The sequence below is a fragment of the Streptococcus sp. 27098_8_76 genome (assembly GCF_041432315.1).
Lineage (GTDB): Bacteria > Bacillota > Bacilli > Lactobacillales > Streptococcaceae > Streptococcus.
This window is the reverse complement of the sequence record NZ_JAPVZI010000011.1, coordinates 1-14,871: the sequence shown is the minus strand read 5'-3', so window position 1 is coordinate 14,871 and position 14,871 is coordinate 1. Positions and strand designations below refer to the sequence as shown.

At 39.2% G+C, this 14,871-nt stretch carries 17 protein-coding genes and 10 tRNA genes; 4 read left to right on the top strand and 23 right to left on the bottom strand.

What is annotated here, in order from left to right; genetic code table 11:
* Window positions 1-4: 4 nt before the first annotated feature.
* The 5 genes from O3636_RS08300 to O3636_RS08280 all read right to left on the bottom strand — a co-directional run bounded on the left by O3636_RS08300 (window position 5) and on the right by O3636_RS08280 (window position 1,607).
* A complete protein-coding gene (locus O3636_RS08300) occupies window positions 5-295 on the bottom strand; it encodes a hypothetical protein (protein WP_023937079.1) in 291 nt (96 codons plus the stop codon).
* A gap of 96 nt (window positions 296-391) precedes the next feature.
* The gene (locus tag O3636_RS08295) at window positions 392-535 is read right to left on the bottom strand and encodes a hypothetical protein (RefSeq protein WP_166736997.1); all 144 of its coding nucleotides are present in this window, start codon (window positions 533-535) and stop codon (window positions 392-394) included.
* A gap of 473 nt (window positions 536-1,008) precedes the next feature.
* On the bottom strand, window positions 1,009-1,149 hold the full coding sequence (locus tag O3636_RS08290; RefSeq protein ID WP_371642605.1) for a hypothetical protein: 141 nt from the start codon (window positions 1,147-1,149) through the stop codon (window positions 1,009-1,011).
* A gap of 9 nt (window positions 1,150-1,158) precedes the next feature.
* Window positions 1,159-1,356 carry a hypothetical protein gene (locus tag O3636_RS08285; protein WP_001057654.1) on the bottom strand — a complete coding sequence of 66 codons (198 nt, stop codon included), beginning with the start codon at window positions 1,354-1,356 and terminating at the stop codon, window positions 1,159-1,161.
* A gap of 26 nt (window positions 1,357-1,382) precedes the next feature.
* Window positions 1,383-1,607 (bottom strand): DUF739 family protein, encoded by a 225-nt coding sequence (locus tag O3636_RS08280; protein ID WP_061641693.1) that lies wholly within the window; start codon window positions 1,605-1,607, stop codon window positions 1,383-1,385.
* Window positions 1,608-1,780: 173 nt separating this feature from the next.
* On the opposite strand from O3636_RS08280, the gene O3636_RS08275 reads away from it, so the two are divergent.
* The 4 genes from O3636_RS08275 (at window position 1,781) to O3636_RS08260 (ending at window position 5,764) form a co-directional block, all read left to right on the top strand.
* Window positions 1,781-2,563: a S24 family peptidase gene (locus O3636_RS08275; protein ID WP_371642602.1), complete on the top strand. Its 783-nt coding sequence runs from the start codon at window positions 1,781-1,783 to the stop codon at window positions 2,561-2,563.
* Window positions 2,564-2,575: 12 nt separating this feature from the next.
* On the top strand, window positions 2,576-3,493 hold the full coding sequence (locus O3636_RS08270) for an HIRAN domain-containing protein (protein WP_371642600.1): 918 nt from the start codon (window positions 2,576-2,578) through the stop codon (window positions 3,491-3,493).
* Window positions 3,494-3,654: 161 nt separating this feature from the next.
* The gene (locus O3636_RS08265) at window positions 3,655-4,800 is read left to right on the top strand and encodes a tyrosine-type recombinase/integrase (protein WP_371642599.1); all 1,146 of its coding nucleotides are present in this window, start codon (window positions 3,655-3,657) and stop codon (window positions 4,798-4,800) included.
* A gap of 106 nt (window positions 4,801-4,906) precedes the next feature.
* Window positions 4,907-5,764, top strand: a complete 858-nt coding sequence (locus O3636_RS08260) for a DUF975 family protein (protein WP_371642597.1) — start codon at window positions 4,907-4,909, stop codon at window positions 5,762-5,764.
* A 25-nt stretch (window positions 5,765-5,789) separates the two neighbouring features.
* On the opposite strand, the gene pcp is transcribed toward O3636_RS08260, so the two are convergent.
* The 18 genes from pcp to O3636_RS08170 all read right to left on the bottom strand — a co-directional run bounded on the left by pcp (window position 5,790) and on the right by O3636_RS08170 (window position 14,868).
* On the bottom strand, window positions 5,790-6,434 hold the full coding sequence (pcp, locus tag O3636_RS08255; RefSeq protein WP_371642595.1) for a pyroglutamyl-peptidase I: 645 nt from the start codon (window positions 6,432-6,434) through the stop codon (window positions 5,790-5,792).
* Between the two features lie 118 nt (window positions 6,435-6,552).
* Entirely contained in the window at window positions 6,553-6,915 is a 363-nt protein-coding gene (locus tag O3636_RS08250) for a DUF1304 domain-containing protein (protein ID WP_371642593.1), read from the bottom strand.
* 10 nt (window positions 6,916-6,925) lie between these two features.
* Window positions 6,926-7,351: a MarR family winged helix-turn-helix transcriptional regulator gene (locus O3636_RS08245; protein ID WP_371642591.1), complete on the bottom strand. Its 426-nt coding sequence runs from the start codon at window positions 7,349-7,351 to the stop codon at window positions 6,926-6,928.
* Window positions 7,352-7,669: 318 nt separating this feature from the next.
* A complete protein-coding gene (locus tag O3636_RS08240) occupies window positions 7,670-8,851 on the bottom strand; it encodes a LysM peptidoglycan-binding domain-containing protein (RefSeq protein ID WP_371642589.1) in 1,182 nt (393 codons plus the stop codon).
* Between the two features lie 168 nt (window positions 8,852-9,019).
* Complete coding sequence (locus O3636_RS08235; protein WP_371642587.1) at window positions 9,020-9,637, bottom strand: HAD family hydrolase; 618 nt, start codon at window positions 9,635-9,637, stop codon at window positions 9,020-9,022.
* Window positions 9,638-9,640: 3 nt separating this feature from the next.
* Window positions 9,641-10,921, bottom strand: a complete 1,281-nt coding sequence (locus O3636_RS08230) for an MATE family efflux transporter (protein ID WP_371642585.1) — start codon at window positions 10,919-10,921, stop codon at window positions 9,641-9,643.
* 60 nt (window positions 10,922-10,981) lie between these two features.
* Entirely contained in the window at window positions 10,982-12,466 is a 1,485-nt protein-coding gene (gene thrC, locus O3636_RS08225; RefSeq protein WP_371642583.1) for a threonine synthase, read from the bottom strand.
* A gap of 75 nt (window positions 12,467-12,541) precedes the next feature.
* Complete coding sequence (locus tag O3636_RS08220; RefSeq protein WP_371642581.1) at window positions 12,542-13,819, bottom strand: gamma-glutamylcysteine synthetase; 1,278 nt, start codon at window positions 13,817-13,819, stop codon at window positions 12,542-12,544.
* A gap of 105 nt (window positions 13,820-13,924) precedes the next feature.
* Window positions 13,925-14,008: transfer RNA gene (locus O3636_RS08215), tRNA-Leu, on the bottom strand.
* A gap of 9 nt (window positions 14,009-14,017) precedes the next feature.
* Window positions 14,018-14,089: transfer RNA gene (locus O3636_RS08210), tRNA-Gln, on the bottom strand.
* 13 nt (window positions 14,090-14,102) lie between these two features.
* Window positions 14,103-14,175, bottom strand: a tRNA-His gene (locus tag O3636_RS08205).
* Window positions 14,176-14,189: 14 nt separating this feature from the next.
* Window positions 14,190-14,260, bottom strand: a tRNA-Trp gene (locus O3636_RS08200).
* 4 nt (window positions 14,261-14,264) lie between these two features.
* A tRNA-Tyr gene (locus O3636_RS08195) sits at window positions 14,265-14,345 on the bottom strand.
* 12 nt (window positions 14,346-14,357) lie between these two features.
* Window positions 14,358-14,430: transfer RNA gene (locus O3636_RS08190), tRNA-Phe, on the bottom strand.
* Between the two features lie 3 nt (window positions 14,431-14,433).
* Window positions 14,434-14,507: transfer RNA gene (locus O3636_RS08185), tRNA-Met, on the bottom strand.
* A gap of 10 nt (window positions 14,508-14,517) precedes the next feature.
* Window positions 14,518-14,607, bottom strand: a tRNA-Ser gene (locus O3636_RS08180).
* Window positions 14,608-14,689: 82 nt separating this feature from the next.
* Window positions 14,690-14,763: transfer RNA gene (locus tag O3636_RS08175), tRNA-Ile, on the bottom strand.
* Between the two features lie 34 nt (window positions 14,764-14,797).
* Window positions 14,798-14,868, bottom strand: a tRNA-Gly gene (locus tag O3636_RS08170).
* Window positions 14,869-14,871: the final 3 nt, after the last annotated feature.

The window sequence follows — 14,871 nt, the reverse complement described above, 5'->3', positions numbered from 1 at the left end:
CTCCTTACGCTCTTAATTTTCGTACTTCTTTCTCTAATTCCAAAATTTCATAAACATCATTGACATCGTACATAATATCTTTCCCTTGCTTACGAAATCTTAACCCTTTACGTTCTAATTTCTTAATATAGGCATGAGTAAAGCCAAACTTCTTCATCAAAGCCTGTTGATTGATTGGCATACGATCATTCTCTAACTGCTCCTTGACCTGCTTTTCAGCAAAAGCCAGTAATTGATTGGTGAACAATTCAGCACTTTCGCCGTCCAATCGTAATTGTAACGTTATACCTTCCATTTTTTACATCCTCTCAACTATGCGGGCAAGCATTTTTGTGATATAATGATTTTGATTATTTTAGTATGCGCCTGACTTCGTTAGGTGCTTTTTTGTTTAAAAAGTTTTACTTTCCATCGCCCTGAGTTCTATCTCATGGCTGACTTGTCTAAATAGCTTCTCACATGCTATCTTAGCTTCTCTGTATGTTGTAGATTCGCTGATGAAGTAATCAGCAAGTTCGATGATTTTGTCTTCCATTTAACCTCCTATATCGGTCTTGAGACTGATGTATCCTCTTCAAAAATTATTTATAGTTATATTATCCTTAACAAGAAAGGAGCTGATGCAAATTGGCAAAATTTTTGAAGGGGACTGTGTCTCAGTAAACTTCTGGATTCATTTGTAGGTTTACCTTTTGCCTACCGCACCTGGCTAGCAGGGTTCAATAGGGAGAGTTAGCCTTCCCGAAACGTCTTGGCTAGACTCTAAAAGCCGTGGAAAGCTAGACTCTAAAATCGAGAATCAGAGTTTATTTCAACTACAGTGCTGGGGACGATACCAGCGAAGTGTTGTTGACTACTGCTATTAGTTTGAGCAGAACAATTTCCGTAGCGTACTTCAGATAGCGGCTGGAGTACGTTTTTTATTTGTCTACTGAACGAATATCGTCTTGGTCTCATTCCGTCCTCCTTTCTGTTTGTGATATAATGAAATCAAATACCAACCTCATTTCAAATCAGCTTGGCAATAAATTTTAAGTAGACAGTAGCATGGCATCTTTCGGCCGTGCTTTTTGTCTTGATTGCTTGCACCCCTTTTAATTTTTGGTTATTCAAATAAATACCATCTTCTCTTATTTTGAGTTCGTTCATCTTCCCCTCCTACTCCAGCACCTTACTGCCGACTACCAACCGTTTAACGACAACGTCCATCTCCTTAAATTCGGCATTCTCTGCACAGTAGCGGACGCTCTCGCTGATGATGTGACAAATAGATACGCCGTACTCATTCGCCAGCTCCGTAGCAATCTCCCAGGCATCTTTGTCAATCCGTGTTACTTTTTGCGCTGCGTTGTTCATAGTGTTCCTTTCTAGTTTTATTTTGTTCAAGTTTCTTGAACTTCTGGTTTAAAAAAATAATCTCCTATTTGGTTATCTGGAATAAGTAACAGATTACAAGCTGTTGTAATTTCGTTGTTTTTCCAATAACGCTGATTATTTAATTTAAGTGAAATACTTCGTTCTGAAAGTTTCATAGCTTTAGCGAATTTTTTCTTGCTATTAAAAATTTCAGTAATTCTTCCATTCAATTTTGAATAATCAAATTTCATTTATTCCCCTTTCTATTTTTTGTTCAAGTTATTTGAACCTTTGTAGTTATAATTCTACTCCTTATTCTTTGCCTTGTCAATACATAAGTTCATTTTTTTTGAACTTTTCGCTTTTTCACTTGAACTTTTGTTCAAATAGATATATAATTACTATTGAGAACGGAGTGTTAAATATGAAAACTACAACATCTTTACGACTAAAACAAATTCTGTCTGAAAGAAATCTTAGACAAGTAGATATCTTGAATAGTTCTTTACCACTTCAAAAGGAACTTGGTATCAAAATGGGTAAGAGTGCTTTGTCACAATATGTTTCAGGAAAGTCTTCTCCTGATCAAGACAAACTTGTTTTATTATCTAAAACATTGGGGGTCTCCGAAGCCTGGTTAATGGGATATAATGTTCCTATGTCAGACGATACTCCTGTCCAAGAACTGAAAATACCTACTTCCCCTCTTGTTCAGAAAATAACTGAAAAAGCTGTACAGTTGTCAACTCCAAGAAAACAAAAAGTTCTGAACTATGCTAATGAACAATTAAAAGAGCAGAATAATAAAGTGGTTATGATTGAGGAAAAGCTTTTTGAATACCGTGTTTTTGAAAAACTTTCAGCTGGTACTGGGTTCTCATACTTCAACGATGGGAACTATGACACTGTTTTTTATGACAAAGACCTAGACCACGATTTTGCTTCTTGGGTTTTCGGAGATTCCATGGAACCTAAGTATATGAATGGAGAGGTTGTTCTTATCAAAAAAACAGGTTTTGACTACGATGGTGCCACTTATGCAGTTGATTGGGATGGTCAAACTTATATCAAGAAAGTCTATAAAGAAAAAGACGGTCTCAGACTCGTCTCTATCAATAACAAATATAAAGATAAATTCGCACCATTTGAAGAAGATCCGAGAATCATTGGAAAAATAGTCGGAAACTTCATGCCAATAGAAAATTAAAAGGAGAAACTTATGAAAATAGGAATGAGAAAACCAAGTCTGACCAGAAGTTTAAAAGCTAGAACTACTAGTAAATGGAAAAGACAGGCTAAAAAAGCCCTTATCCCTGGCTATGGTAAGAAAGGGATGGGATGGGTTAAAAATCCAAAGAAAGCCATGTATAACAAGATTTATCATAAGACAACCTTTGGACTTTCGGATTTGTTTAAATCATCCAAAAAGAGAAAGAAGAAAGTGGTCAACAACAAACAGCAATCTATTCTTGCCTCGAACGGCAAAAAGCAACACACTCCAAAAGAATATAAAGAAGCTGGGCTTGTCTTTATGTTTTTAGGTGCTATATTCCTATTTTTGTTTCCACCTCTCGGATTCTTCTTGTTTATTACTGGTTTTATAACTTACATTATTGGTCGTTTAACTGCGAAACAAGAAAAAAAGAAAAAGATAGATAATTATAGCGGTCCTAGTGTTGATAAGATCGTTTTCCATGATGATTTCTTGTTGATGGGGACAAATTATCATAAAGAAGAGGCTGAGCTTGCTGCTGATTTTCTTTCTGGAGGGATCCACTATTTCGGAAAAGATAATAAGAGTTTAAAATCTTATATGCTTGAGACATATAAAACAGTTTATAAATACAATAAATTAAAAACAGTAGATGTTCATCTACTGCCTGAGCCATCAAACCCTCATGATAAAAATGCTGTCAAGGTTTTAGTGAATAATATCTTTGTCGGATACTTACCAGCTATGATTGCAACACAAGTTTCATCCTACATTTCTAATCAAAATTACAGATATGATGCAATCCTTACAGGTAGAGGAGGACCATATAAAACCCTCAATATCGAAACTGAGAGAGTCGTTTCTCGTAAAAGTGACTTAACTTACTATTTAGATTTAACAGTATGGCTTCTCGCTAAAAAATAAAAAAATCCCCACACTCTCCGACGGCAATCTTTGAGTGTGAGGATTCAACTTTCCATCAAGCAAGCAATGGAAAGGATGATAAAAAAATACAACTATAGTTTATCATAAGTTCTACACCTTTTCAACTATGCGGGCAAGCAATCGAAAAGAAAGGACTTTTTATGATAAAAAAATATATTACAAAAAAAGGAGAGACTAGATATCTCTTTCAAACATACCTAGGCATAGACCCTGCCACTGGAAAAGAAAAACGCACAACACGACGTGGGTTTAAAACCATTAAAGAAGCAAAGGCTGCCGAACGTGACCTTCTCTTAGACGTTGAAGAAAATGGTTTTTCAAACAATGAAGATTTCCAGAACCCTACATTTGCTGAAGTCGCTGAGTTGTGGCTTGATAGCTATAAAAGCACTGTGAAACCAACAACCTATCAGAACGTCAAGAAAAAACTTGATGTTATGATTGACTTGTATTTTACAGATATGAAAATCCAGCAGATCAGTGTAGCTTATTGTCAAAAGGTTGCTATCAAGTTAAGTAATCGCTATATCCTATATGCTAATTACTACTCTGTCATCAGCCGTATTTTCAAGTATGCCACTTCTATTGACATTATTAAGTCAAATCCTTTAGACAAGGTTATCAAGCCTAAAAATAGGCCATTAAAGGGCAAAGAAAATTACTATACAAAACAGGAACTAACCGAATTCCTTAAAGTTTACAAAGCAAATTGCAAACCAGTAGACTACACTTTTTTCCACTTGCTCGCTTTTTCTGGATTGAGAACTGGAGAAGCTATCGGACTCATGTGGTCAGATGTTGACTTTGAAAATAAGTTGTTAAGTATTTCTCGTACAGCTGTTGTAGTTGGTAAAAAACAAACTGTTCAGGACCCTAAAACCAAAAAGAGTAAGAGAGTTATCACTTTAGATGATGAGACTCTGAATGTATTAAAACTCTGGAAACGTCAGCAAATAAAAGAATATTTTCAAGCTGGTGTGCCTTATAAACATGATTCGAATTATATTTTTACGAACAATAGCGGGGGATGGCTTTTAGCCGCAACTATGAAAGTGAAACTTTTAAGATTCTTTCGTAAACACAATAACCTTAAAAAAATTTCGCCTCACGGGTTTAGACATACACACGCTTCTCTCCTATTTGAAGCTGGTGTTACAGCCAAAATTATTTCGGACAGATTAGGTCATAATAATGTTCAAACTACCCTTGATATGTATACCCACATCAACGATAATCAACGTGTTGAAGTCGTTGATCAACTCATGGATTTCATCCGCTCCAGCTAAAAGTAGAGTCGTATTCAATTTCGTATTCACTTTTACTTAACACGATAGAAACCCACTGATTTCAAAGGATTAGCAAGCTATGTACTATTTATGGTATAATGAGAGAATGAAATACCCAAAAATTGATTTAAAAACCATTCGTCTGCAGGCTAGACAATTTCAAGCTGAAAATCCCCGCCTCTTTCTCGTCTATCTCTTACCTAGCATGCTGGTCATCTTGTCTGGCTTCCTCAATCCCTTAGAGCGCATCAACGAGTCTATTTTAGAACAATCCTTTTTAAGCGTGTTTGGTCATGTATTCCAAGCCTACCTCTTTCCTCTATTAGTATCCTTTATCGGGACCATACTTCTAACCAGTTCAGTCTATACAACACTGAAACTCATCAAGAATCCTGATACAGAACTATCTGTCACAAATAGTCTTACTCTCTTTAACGAAGAGCACTTTTCACAAACCTTTTTGACTCTCCTTCTCAAACGCTTCTATCTCTTCTTATGGAGCATTCCTAGTTTGCTTGGAATTTACTTCCTTTTTTACAGTAGCTTTTTAGCAAAGAAATTCGTTGCTCTTCATCCTGAGTTTCCTAATCTGGATCTCACGTCAATTGAAACCGAGCGCTTCCTCATGACCTTTGGTCTCTACTTTCTAGCAAGTATTCTCTTGATGATTGTAGGGAATAGTCTCTATATTCCACAATACTATGCCTATTCGCAGGTAGAATTTCTCCTCTGTGACACCCTAGACTTGGGACAAGCCAAACCAGGACAAATCCTTAAAACCAGCCGTTTTCTGATGAAAGGTTACAAATTTCAGCGCTTTGTTCTAGACTTACAACTCCTTCCTTGGTACTTCCTCAATTGGATTACCTTTGGAATTGCTAGCTTCTCACTCCTACCCTACATTCAAATCAATAAAATGATTTTTTACCGAGCAGTATTGGCTCGAAAACGTCCAAAAGCTTGAAGGTGACCCCTCAAGCTTTTTTCTATCAATGAGTTTCTCCACCTACCAACTTGAGGTCCTGATCTCCATGTTCTATAATGGCGCCGATTGCTGCTTCTATTCCTCGCCTAATATCCACTAAACTCATAGCTGGAGTGGTCGGTCGATTCACCACCTGTTCCATCATATAAGGAATATGCATAAAACCTGCCTTAACATGTGGAAATTTCTTTTCTACCAAATAGAGGGCCTGATACATCAAATGATTGCAGACAAAAGTCCCTGCAGTATTGGAAACAGAGGCCGGCAATCCCTCTTTTTTTATAGCTTGAACCATCGCTTTAATCGGCAAACTGCTAAAGTAGGCCGAAGCACCATCCGCTCGAATGGGAAGGTCAATCGGTTGATTCCCTGCGTTATCAGGAATGCGTGCATCGTCTTGATTAATGGCTACTCGCTCAGGTGTCAAGCTGGTTCTTCCACCTGCTTGGCCGATACAAAGGACAAAGTCAGGTTGATAACGGTTCATCTCTTCTTCCAATACATGGGCCGATTTGTGAAAGACTGTTGGCACTTCTAACCAACGGACCTCAGCACCATGGATTTCAGTTGGTAAACCTTTAATGGCCTCCAAAGCTGGATTAACCTTTTCCCCTCCAAAGGGCTCAAAACCTGTCACTAATACTTTCATTTCTAACTCCTTACAACCAATTACATGAAACTCTTTTTCCGACAATAAAACAAGTATAACATATTTCCCTTATTCTCGAGTTGAAAAGAACTAGAGAGACTAGGATTGACCTTTGAACTTATTTAAAGAGAAAAATACTAATCAAGTCCAAAATAGCTGGTCCACCTTGCTTCAAAATAATTTTCTTATCCGCTGTGAGAGAGCCATAAGCCGCAGCACCAATCACAAATAAAACAAAAATAGTCACAATTTCTAAATTCTGTGAGAAATAAATTCCATACAAGAGAAAGACTCCTAGCAAAGCATTATAGATCCCTTGATTTTTAAACAATGAATTTACTGACGGACGAGCCAGTTCTTCCTTGTCCACGTTAAAGACACGACTAGTCGCATCTGATTGCGTTGCAATACTTTCCAAATAAAAAATGTAAAAATGCTCCAAAGCAACAATCGTTGCTAAAATGATTGTAATAATTGACATCTATTTCTCCTTAAATTTCTATATTTTCAATACCCAAAACCAATTTATTTAATAAACGGCTGAGTTCTGTTCTTTCAGACTCTGTTAAGATACTTTCCATCTCTTGCTTAACCTTGATATGCTGCAGAGGTGGATTCACCACTAATTGCTCCTTAGCATACTTCGTAGCCTCTACCAAGACTTCCCGCTGATTTTCAGGATTACGATGACGCTCCACCAAACCTTCCTTTTCCAGAATTTTGAAATGTCGGGTCAAAGCAGCCTGATCAATCTTCAAACACTCCTGAACCGCTATTTGATTACAAGGGGAATGCTTCAGCAAAAATAATAAAATCTGATACCGTGTCAAACTAATCCCAAGCCTTTTTTCAAACAATTGCGTACTCGCTTGCTCAGACAAGCGGAGTTGATACAGTAAATCTTGAATCTCTAACATTTCTTCTTCCTTTTTATTGATTTATCAATAATTGACTAATCAATTATAATACAAAGTAAAATAGATTGCAAGAATGTTGCTTCAATCATTACAAAATGGTAACTTCCATTTTCCATCCATATTGATAGTCAATGAAAATCAAAGAGCAAACTAGGAAGCTAGCCGTAGGTTGCTCAAAGCACAGCTTTGAGGTTGCAGATAAAACTGACGTGGTTTGAAGAGATTTTCGAAGAGTATGACAAAGAAAAAACGAACGAGACTCGCTTCCTATCACGAAAGCTATATCTCATTCGTCAAAATGATATTACAAAGTCTGGTTTATCCATTCATTGAAACGTGAACATGGTCATAGTGGTTTTCTGTCACGCTACCACGGTCTGGCATTGGGTTCCAAGTATTAGCTGGCCCATATTTGCTATCGAATGGAGCATAGAAACGTTGTTTCCAGATGATGTAACTAATTCCTCGGCTGGCCATATTTTGAATAGCGTATTCCGCAATCCTATCCCCTAGTTCTGAGCTTTCTGGTACCATAAAATCGATAGCCAAACCTTTTCCGTGATCTCCACTATCTCCTGGACGGTAACCACTAAAGGATGTGATGCCAAACAAGTTGACGATTTCTTCTTTAAAGGCAGCTGTTTGTGGTTGAAGACCTGCATTTTCAGATTTCGCTACCGCAAGTCCAGCATAATCGGGCGCTGCTGGAGCTGCGTAAGTTGTTGAAACTGTTTTCTTCTCTTCTGGTTGATAAGTAGGAACTGCTGTTGTAGCTTCATTTGATGAGGTTTCTTCTAAACTTGTTGCAGTTGTTTCGGTTGCTTTTTCTTCTACTGGCGTTATAGTTGCTTCTACTGCTGATTTAGCTTGAGTGCTTGCTTGTGTTTCCTGCTTCTCAGCTAGCGTCGTTGCCTGAGGAGCTAAACTAGTTGTTTCAGCTGTTTGTCCTTCTGGCGTAGTAGAGTCTGTAGATGGTGCCACTTCTTCAGAAGCTGTCACTGTATCTGTAACTTCTGAACTTGATGCCACTTCTTTTGTACTTGTAGTTTCTACCGCTTTTGGCGCTTCTGCAATTGGTTGAGAAAGATCTGCAACTTGAACAGTTTGATCATCTACAGTCACTTGATTGGTTGTCAAATCTGCTGTCGCAGTTGTCACTTCTTCACTAGAGTCTGCTTGAGGAGTTTGGATTTCAACTTCTGTTACTTCTTCAGTTTCATTGACAGTCGTTGTCAAAACAGTTTCTGGGAAAATCAGGTCCATATTAGTGATTTTATTCAAATTCGCAAGAACTGTGACATCTACACCCAAGGCTTCTGCAATTGTGCTCAAGGTATCACCATACTGTACTGTATAACTTGTTTTGTTATCCGTTTTAGTCAAATCATTTTGGATTTGCTCAACACTACGTGCAGTCCAAAGAACTTCTTCTGCTTGGGTTGCCAATACTGGGGCAAATGACAAGGCTACTGTTGAGGCTAATAATATTCTTTTCTTCATTCTTTCAAATTCCTTTCAAATGAGTACCTGTCTATCATAACACAAAAAATGTAGAAAAAAAGCCCTCTCGGCCCTATTTAACAGAACTGTCTATTCCTTGTAACAAACTCGGTTACTTGAAATAGTTTGTTAGGTCTCTGTCACAAAACTGACACAATCTTCTCACTCCTAATCCTCAAAAATACGAGTAATATCTTCTAGTTCTTGAATCCTGTGATTGCCTTCATAAGTCGACTCTAAAAAGTTGAGACTTTGAATCCCACTATTCTGGGCAAATTCCACATCCAGAGTCCGATCCCCTATATAATAGGTCTTCTCAGGATCCAACTGATACTTGTCTAACAGATAGGTAGCCGCTTCCGGATTAGGCTTGCGCGCAAAGCCACTCTGACTGGTTAGAATCTCTGTAAAATAGGACTCCAACCCCAAGTCTCTGAGAATGGCAAAAGCATTATCTCCTTTATGAGTGTAGACAAACTGTTGAATTCCTACTTGGTCTGTCCAAGCTAGCACATCACGCGCACCTGGCATCAAAACTACCTGAGCATTCTTCTCAGCCAAACTCTGGGCACGCACCTGATTGAGCACTTCCACATCCAGTTTTCTCTCTTCCGCCACCTGCACAAGCAAATCCTGAACAGAATACTTGAGGATAAACTCTCTTACTTTCTCCTTATCATAAGGAATAGAAAACTGACCAAAAGTCTCCTCAATCCCTGATAAAATCGCTTCGTAAGAGTCCAATAAAGTCCCGTCTAAATCCCAAATAAAAGCTGTTTTCTGCATTTCCTATCCTTTCAAGCTCATATAACACTGGTAACGGTAGCGTAGAAATAACCAACGAAAACCATTATCCAAGAGAGTCCCTGCCCAAATACCAGGCAAGCCCCAACCAAGAACAATCCCCATCAGATATCCTGTTCCAATGCGGATACACCACATTCCTATACTTGTCGCATAAAAGGGAAGCCGAGCATTGCCCAAACCCTGCCAGACTGCTGTATAGATGACTGTTCCTGTCGTCATAGGAGTACCAAGTAGTGAAAAAAGTGTCACTAGAACACTAGCCTCCACCGCTAGAGAATCAGTCGTATAGAGATGAGTTAGTGGTATACCCAAAGCATAGATACTGAAGGTCAAGGGTAACATGAGGACCAGAGAAAGCCAAAAGGTTTGCTTGCTCAAACTAGCTACTCTTTCCCAATTATCCTCTCCAACTGCTCGAGCTACCAGCATGACCGTTGCCGTCGCAACACCAAAAGCAGGCATGTAGTTAAACTGGGTCAAAACTTCTCCGATTGCATTTCCAGCAACTGCCTCCGTTCCAAAAGAAACAACCAAGGCAATGATCACGACATCTCCAGCCCGCATCATGAGCCGCTCTCCAGCTGCTGGCAAAGCTAAGGTCAATAGTTCCTTATCTAAACCAAAAGTCGGTTTCTCAAAAGGCAACTTTAATTGCGACCATAAAATCACAAGACCAACCAAACGAGACAGAATAGTCCCCCAAGCAACACCCGCTATCCCCATATCCAGTACAAAAATAGCTAGACTGGAAAAGAGAATATTCAAGGCATTGGATAAAAAACTAACATAGAGGGGCAAACGTGGATTATGCGTTGCACGAATCAAGGAACCAAGACTGGTCATCAAGCCCAAAAGAACAATGGATCCGCCTACCAAGGATAGATACAGTCCACCACTCTCAGCTACATCTCTCTCCGTTCCCAAAAGTCCTATCATCTCTTGTCCAGCGAAGATAGACAAAGCTCCTAAAAGGAAACTTAATAGTAAAGTAATTTTCAACGCCTCAGTCACATGATAGGCTAGCTTAGACTGATCCTTCTGACCCAAACTTTTTGAAATAACACTAGAAATAGCTGCCCCCAGAGCAATGAAAATCGCCTGATAAATCGTGATAATATTACCAGCTACTGATACACCCGAAATAGCTATCAACCCTAAATGAGCAACCAAATAACTGTCCACCATTCCCATGAGCATCTGCAAAAAGTTTTCGCCCATAGCTGGCAAGGCAATATTAAGAATGTCCTTATTTTTCTTAAACAATCCTTCCTCCTGATGAAAAGAAACTCAGTTGGTTTCCCAACCGAGTTTACTTCTTCTGTCTTAAAGTTCTAGATAAGCCTCAACCGCTGCTTGCATATCAGCAGCTGCCACTGTTGTCTTGTGACGAACAGGAGCTGTTTCAAGTCCATCAACTGCCGGTGGCACTGCAATGCCTGAGATGTCATGTAATTGAGCCAAGGCTTTAAAGTCAGTCAAGTCAACTTTCCCTGTTACAGCCTCTACTGCAACCACTGGGAACTTGTAGGGACTAGCTGTTGAAGCAATCACTGTCTTAGTCGTATCATCAGTAACCGCTTGGTATTTTCTATAAACTGCTGAGGCAACCGCCGTATGTGGATCCTCGATATAAGAATCTGACTCGTAGACACGCTTGATTTCTGCTGCAGTTTCTTCTTCAGTCGCATATTCAGCCGCGAAGAGCTCCAGAATCTCTGCATCAAAATCAGTCAATTCATATTGTCCTTGTGTATTCAAGACATTCATGAGTTCAGCTGTCTTAACCGCATTATTACCCAAAAGGTGGAAAATGAGACGTTCCAAGTTTGAAGATACCAAAATATCCATAGATGGACTAGTTGTTACCTTAAACTCACGCTTCTTGTCGTAAACACGTGTCTTGAAGAAGTCTGTCAAAACATTGTTGTCATTTGAAGCACAGATTAATTTGCCAACTGGCAGACCAATTTGCTTAGCATAAAAGGCAGCCAAGATATTTCCAAAGTTTCCTGTTGGTACTGTGAAGTTAACCTTTTCACCAGCCACAATCTCACCAGTCTTAACCAACTGAGCGTAAGCATAAACATAATAAACAATTTGTGGTACCAAACGACCAATGTTCATAGAGTTAGCTGACGAAAATTGCAATTTGTTTGCAGCCAATTTTTCACGAAGGGCTACATCGTTAAACATATGTTTGACGTTAGTTTGCGCATCGTCAAAGTTACCATCAATAGCAATAACATGAGTATTGTCGCCAGTCTGAGTGGTCATTTGCAACTCTTGAACCTTGCTGACACCATCCTTTGGATAAAAGACGATAATCTCAGTTCCAGGCACGTCCGCAAATCCCGCCATAGCAGCTTTCCCTGTATCACCAGATGTCGCTGTCAAGATGACAATCTTATTCTCCAAACCATGCTTCTTAGCAGCTGTTGTCATAAAGTATGGCAAGATTGACAAAGCCATATCCTTAAAGGCAATCGTTGAACCATGGAACAATTCCAAGTTGTATTGCCCATCCAGTTTCACCAAAGGCGCTATAGCTGGAGTATCAAACTTACTATCGTAGGCATTGTTGATACAGTAGTCCAACTCCTCAGCTGTAAAGTCATCTAAAAATGCTGACAAAACTAACTTAGCAACTTCCTGATAAGAAGCATCTTGCAATTTGTCAAAGTCCAAATCTACCTTTGGATAAGTAAGCGGTGTAAACAAACCACCGTCCGTAGCCAAACCTTGCAAAATAGCTTGGCTGGCAGTTACTATATTTTTCGAATCACGCGTTGATTGATAAACTAATGTCATTACTCTCTATCCTTTATCTATAGTCTCTTCCATTATATCATGATTTTTCAGAAAATTCTCCCTTTATAAAAGAAATTATAGTCCCAATTCTTTCTTCAAAGGCTCTAAATAAATCATTTCTTGTTTATTTCTCATCTTCAGACCTTCCTCAGCTAACAGAAGTAAGTCTTTTGAAAACTCTATAATCGCAGTTTTCTCCTTATCTGTTAGCTTTTTCTTAGAAAATTGTCGTCTTAAAAATTTGTAATTTCTACCAAATACTTTAAAGAAAGGTGCTGTTTCTAAGTAAGCTTCTAACTTGTCTAAATGAACTAATAATCCCAAGTGAAAAGCTGCAGAAGCAAAAGTCCTATCAAGAGGCTGAGTACATACACTACGAAACTCAACCGTTCCTCGAGTCGTTAAGTCTTGGTACTGGTAACTACGATGAGTTTCAAAATCCTTCTCTTGAGGATAAATAAGAATCTCATCCCCATTAAGAGCATATGCTTGGATTTCAGATGTAGGCAAATAATCCCTAGCCTGAATCGGATAAAAATAATAGGTTTGTCCATCACGTTCCGCAGTAAAAATTGCAGAATGATCTAGATAATCAAAAAAATCATCTTCATCATCAAAGAGTCTAGCATTAACCCCAACATTCTCTGGATAGAGACCATGCATGGATTCTTCCCAGAAAATATCCCTTGAAATTTTCGTATCCCAATCTGCACCTGAAAACTCAGAATTGGCAAATAAATATGCCTTAACTGCTTCAATTTGGGTAAAAGCATTAATCACCCGTAGGTAGTTAGATTCTGAAACATCCAGCTGAACCTGACTCCCACAGATAAAAGCACCATATTCAGGGAAATGATGTAAATCTGATTTAGTCACATTTCTACTCAAATTCAAATAATCCATCAACATCTGATAACGTGGATAAGCCACTGGACTATTCTCATTTTTATCCCAGTTGGGATGAATTCCACAGCCAACAATAGCATGATTTGATTCAGCTAACTTTCTCTGAATTACATTCATATAATTATTGAAACGATTTTCGACCTCTTGAATTGTTTCTGCCTTACCAAATGCAAACTCAATCGTACTATAGGAAACTTCAAACAAAATAGCATCCTGACTTATCGGATCTACTAACTGGATCGGATTGCCAAAATCATCTACCTTTTCGACAGTAAAATCAAAATAAGAAACTAAATATCGGAATAAGTGCTTGATAACTTCAACATCTGTAGCATCCCCTTCCAAGTTTACAACAGGATATTCCAGCTCAACTCCAATAAACAATTCAGGATTTTCTTTAATATTTTTCAAATACCGATGTTTTAATAAATCGATAGAACGAGACATACTATCCTACTCTTTCTTAATCTAAATCAAATTTTAATAACTATTATTATACAAAAAATAATACAAAAAGGAACGAAGAATAACAACGTTCCTAAGTCTATACTATACCGGCGGCCGGGGTCGAACCGGCACGTCCTTGCGGACACTGGATTTTGAGTCCAGCGCGTCTGCCAATTCCGCCACGCCGGCAAATAGTAACTGGGGTAGCTGGATTCGAACCAACGCATGAGGGAGTCAAAGTCCCTTGCCTTACCGCTTGGCTATACCCCAATAATATAAAATAGGCGAGTGATGGGGATCGAACCCACGCATGCCAGAGCCACAATCTGGTGTGTTAACCACTTCACCACACCCGCCATAATTCTATTAACACGGGCAGTAGGAATTGAACCCACACTGAAGGTTTTGGAGACCTTAGTTCTACCTTTAAACTATGCCCGTAAAATGGAAGGGGAGGGATTCGAACCCCCGAACCCGAAGGAGCGGATTTACAGTCCGCCGCGTTTAGCCTCTTCGCTACCCTTCCAAAATATATAAATGGCGCGAGACGGAATCGAACCGCCGACACATGGAGCTTCAATCCATTGCTCTACCAACTGAGCTACCGAGCCTTATTGCGGGAGCAGGATTTGAACCTACGACCTTCGGGTTATGAGCCCGACGAGCTACCGAGCTGCTCCATCCCGCGTTAATAAAAAAGGAGGATGTGGGATTCGAACCCACGCACGCTTTTACACGCCTGACGGTTTTCAAGACCGTTCCCTTCAGCCGGACTTGGGTAATCCTCCAAAATAGTTCATACGGGAATAAACCCGTGTCCTCTTAGTGAAAAGATAATGTTACAATTCTCTAGTAATGGACTAAACACTATGGGCACGAGTGGACTCGAACCACCGACCTCACGCTTATCAGGCGTGCGCTCTAACCACCTGAGCTACGCGCCCAAGTTAAAAACTTGGTACAAAGAACAAAGTTCAAAGCGGGTGACGAGAATCGAACTCGCGACAACAGCTTGGAAGGCTGTAGTTTTACCACTAAACTACACCCGCTAA

What these genes read in the sequence shown, in the direction of transcription:
- O3636_RS08300 (WP_023937079.1), bottom strand. Translation starts at nt 295, where the DNA reads ATGGAAGGTATAACGTTACAATTACGATTGGACGGCGAAAGTGCTGAA.
- O3636_RS08275 (WP_371642602.1), top strand. Translation starts at nt 1,781, where the DNA reads ATGAAAACTACAACATCTTTACGACTAAAACAAATTCTGTCTGAAAGA.
- O3636_RS08260 (WP_371642597.1), top strand. Translation starts at nt 4,907, where the DNA reads ATGAAATACCCAAAAATTGATTTAAAAACCATTCGTCTGCAGGCTAGA.
- pcp (WP_371642595.1), bottom strand. Translation starts at nt 6,434, where the DNA reads ATGAAAGTATTAGTGACAGGTTTTGAGCCCTTTGGAGGGGAAAAGGTT.
- O3636_RS08295 (WP_166736997.1), bottom strand. Translation starts at nt 535, where the DNA reads ATGGAAGACAAAATCATCGAACTTGCTGATTACTTCATCAGCGAATCT.
- O3636_RS08250 (WP_371642593.1), bottom strand. Translation starts at nt 6,915, where the DNA reads ATGTCAATTATTACAATCATTTTAGCAACGATTGTTGCTTTGGAGCAT.
- O3636_RS08285 (WP_001057654.1), bottom strand. Translation starts at nt 1,356, where the DNA reads ATGAACAACGCAGCGCAAAAAGTAACACGGATTGACAAAGATGCCTGG.
- O3636_RS08235 (WP_371642587.1), bottom strand. Translation starts at nt 9,637, where the DNA reads ATGCAGAAAACAGCTTTTATTTGGGATTTAGACGGGACTTTATTGGAC.
- O3636_RS08220 (WP_371642581.1), bottom strand. Translation starts at nt 13,819, where the DNA reads ATGTCTCGTTCTATCGATTTATTAAAACATCGGTATTTGAAAAATATT.
- O3636_RS08240 (WP_371642589.1), bottom strand. Translation starts at nt 8,851, where the DNA reads ATGAAGAAAAGAATATTATTAGCCTCAACAGTAGCCTTGTCATTTGCC.
- O3636_RS08290 (WP_371642605.1), bottom strand. Translation starts at nt 1,149, where the DNA reads ATGAACGAACTCAAAATAAGAGAAGATGGTATTTATTTGAATAACCAA.
- O3636_RS08245 (WP_371642591.1), bottom strand. Translation starts at nt 7,351, where the DNA reads ATGTTAGAGATTCAAGATTTACTGTATCAACTCCGCTTGTCTGAGCAA.
- O3636_RS08280 (WP_061641693.1), bottom strand. Translation starts at nt 1,607, where the DNA reads ATGAAATTTGATTATTCAAAATTGAATGGAAGAATTACTGAAATTTTT.
- O3636_RS08270 (WP_371642600.1), top strand. Translation starts at nt 2,576, where the DNA reads ATGAAAATAGGAATGAGAAAACCAAGTCTGACCAGAAGTTTAAAAGCT.
- O3636_RS08265 (WP_371642599.1), top strand. Translation starts at nt 3,655, where the DNA reads ATGATAAAAAAATATATTACAAAAAAAGGAGAGACTAGATATCTCTTT.
- thrC (WP_371642583.1), bottom strand. Translation starts at nt 12,466, where the DNA reads ATGACATTAGTTTATCAATCAACGCGTGATTCGAAAAATATAGTAACT.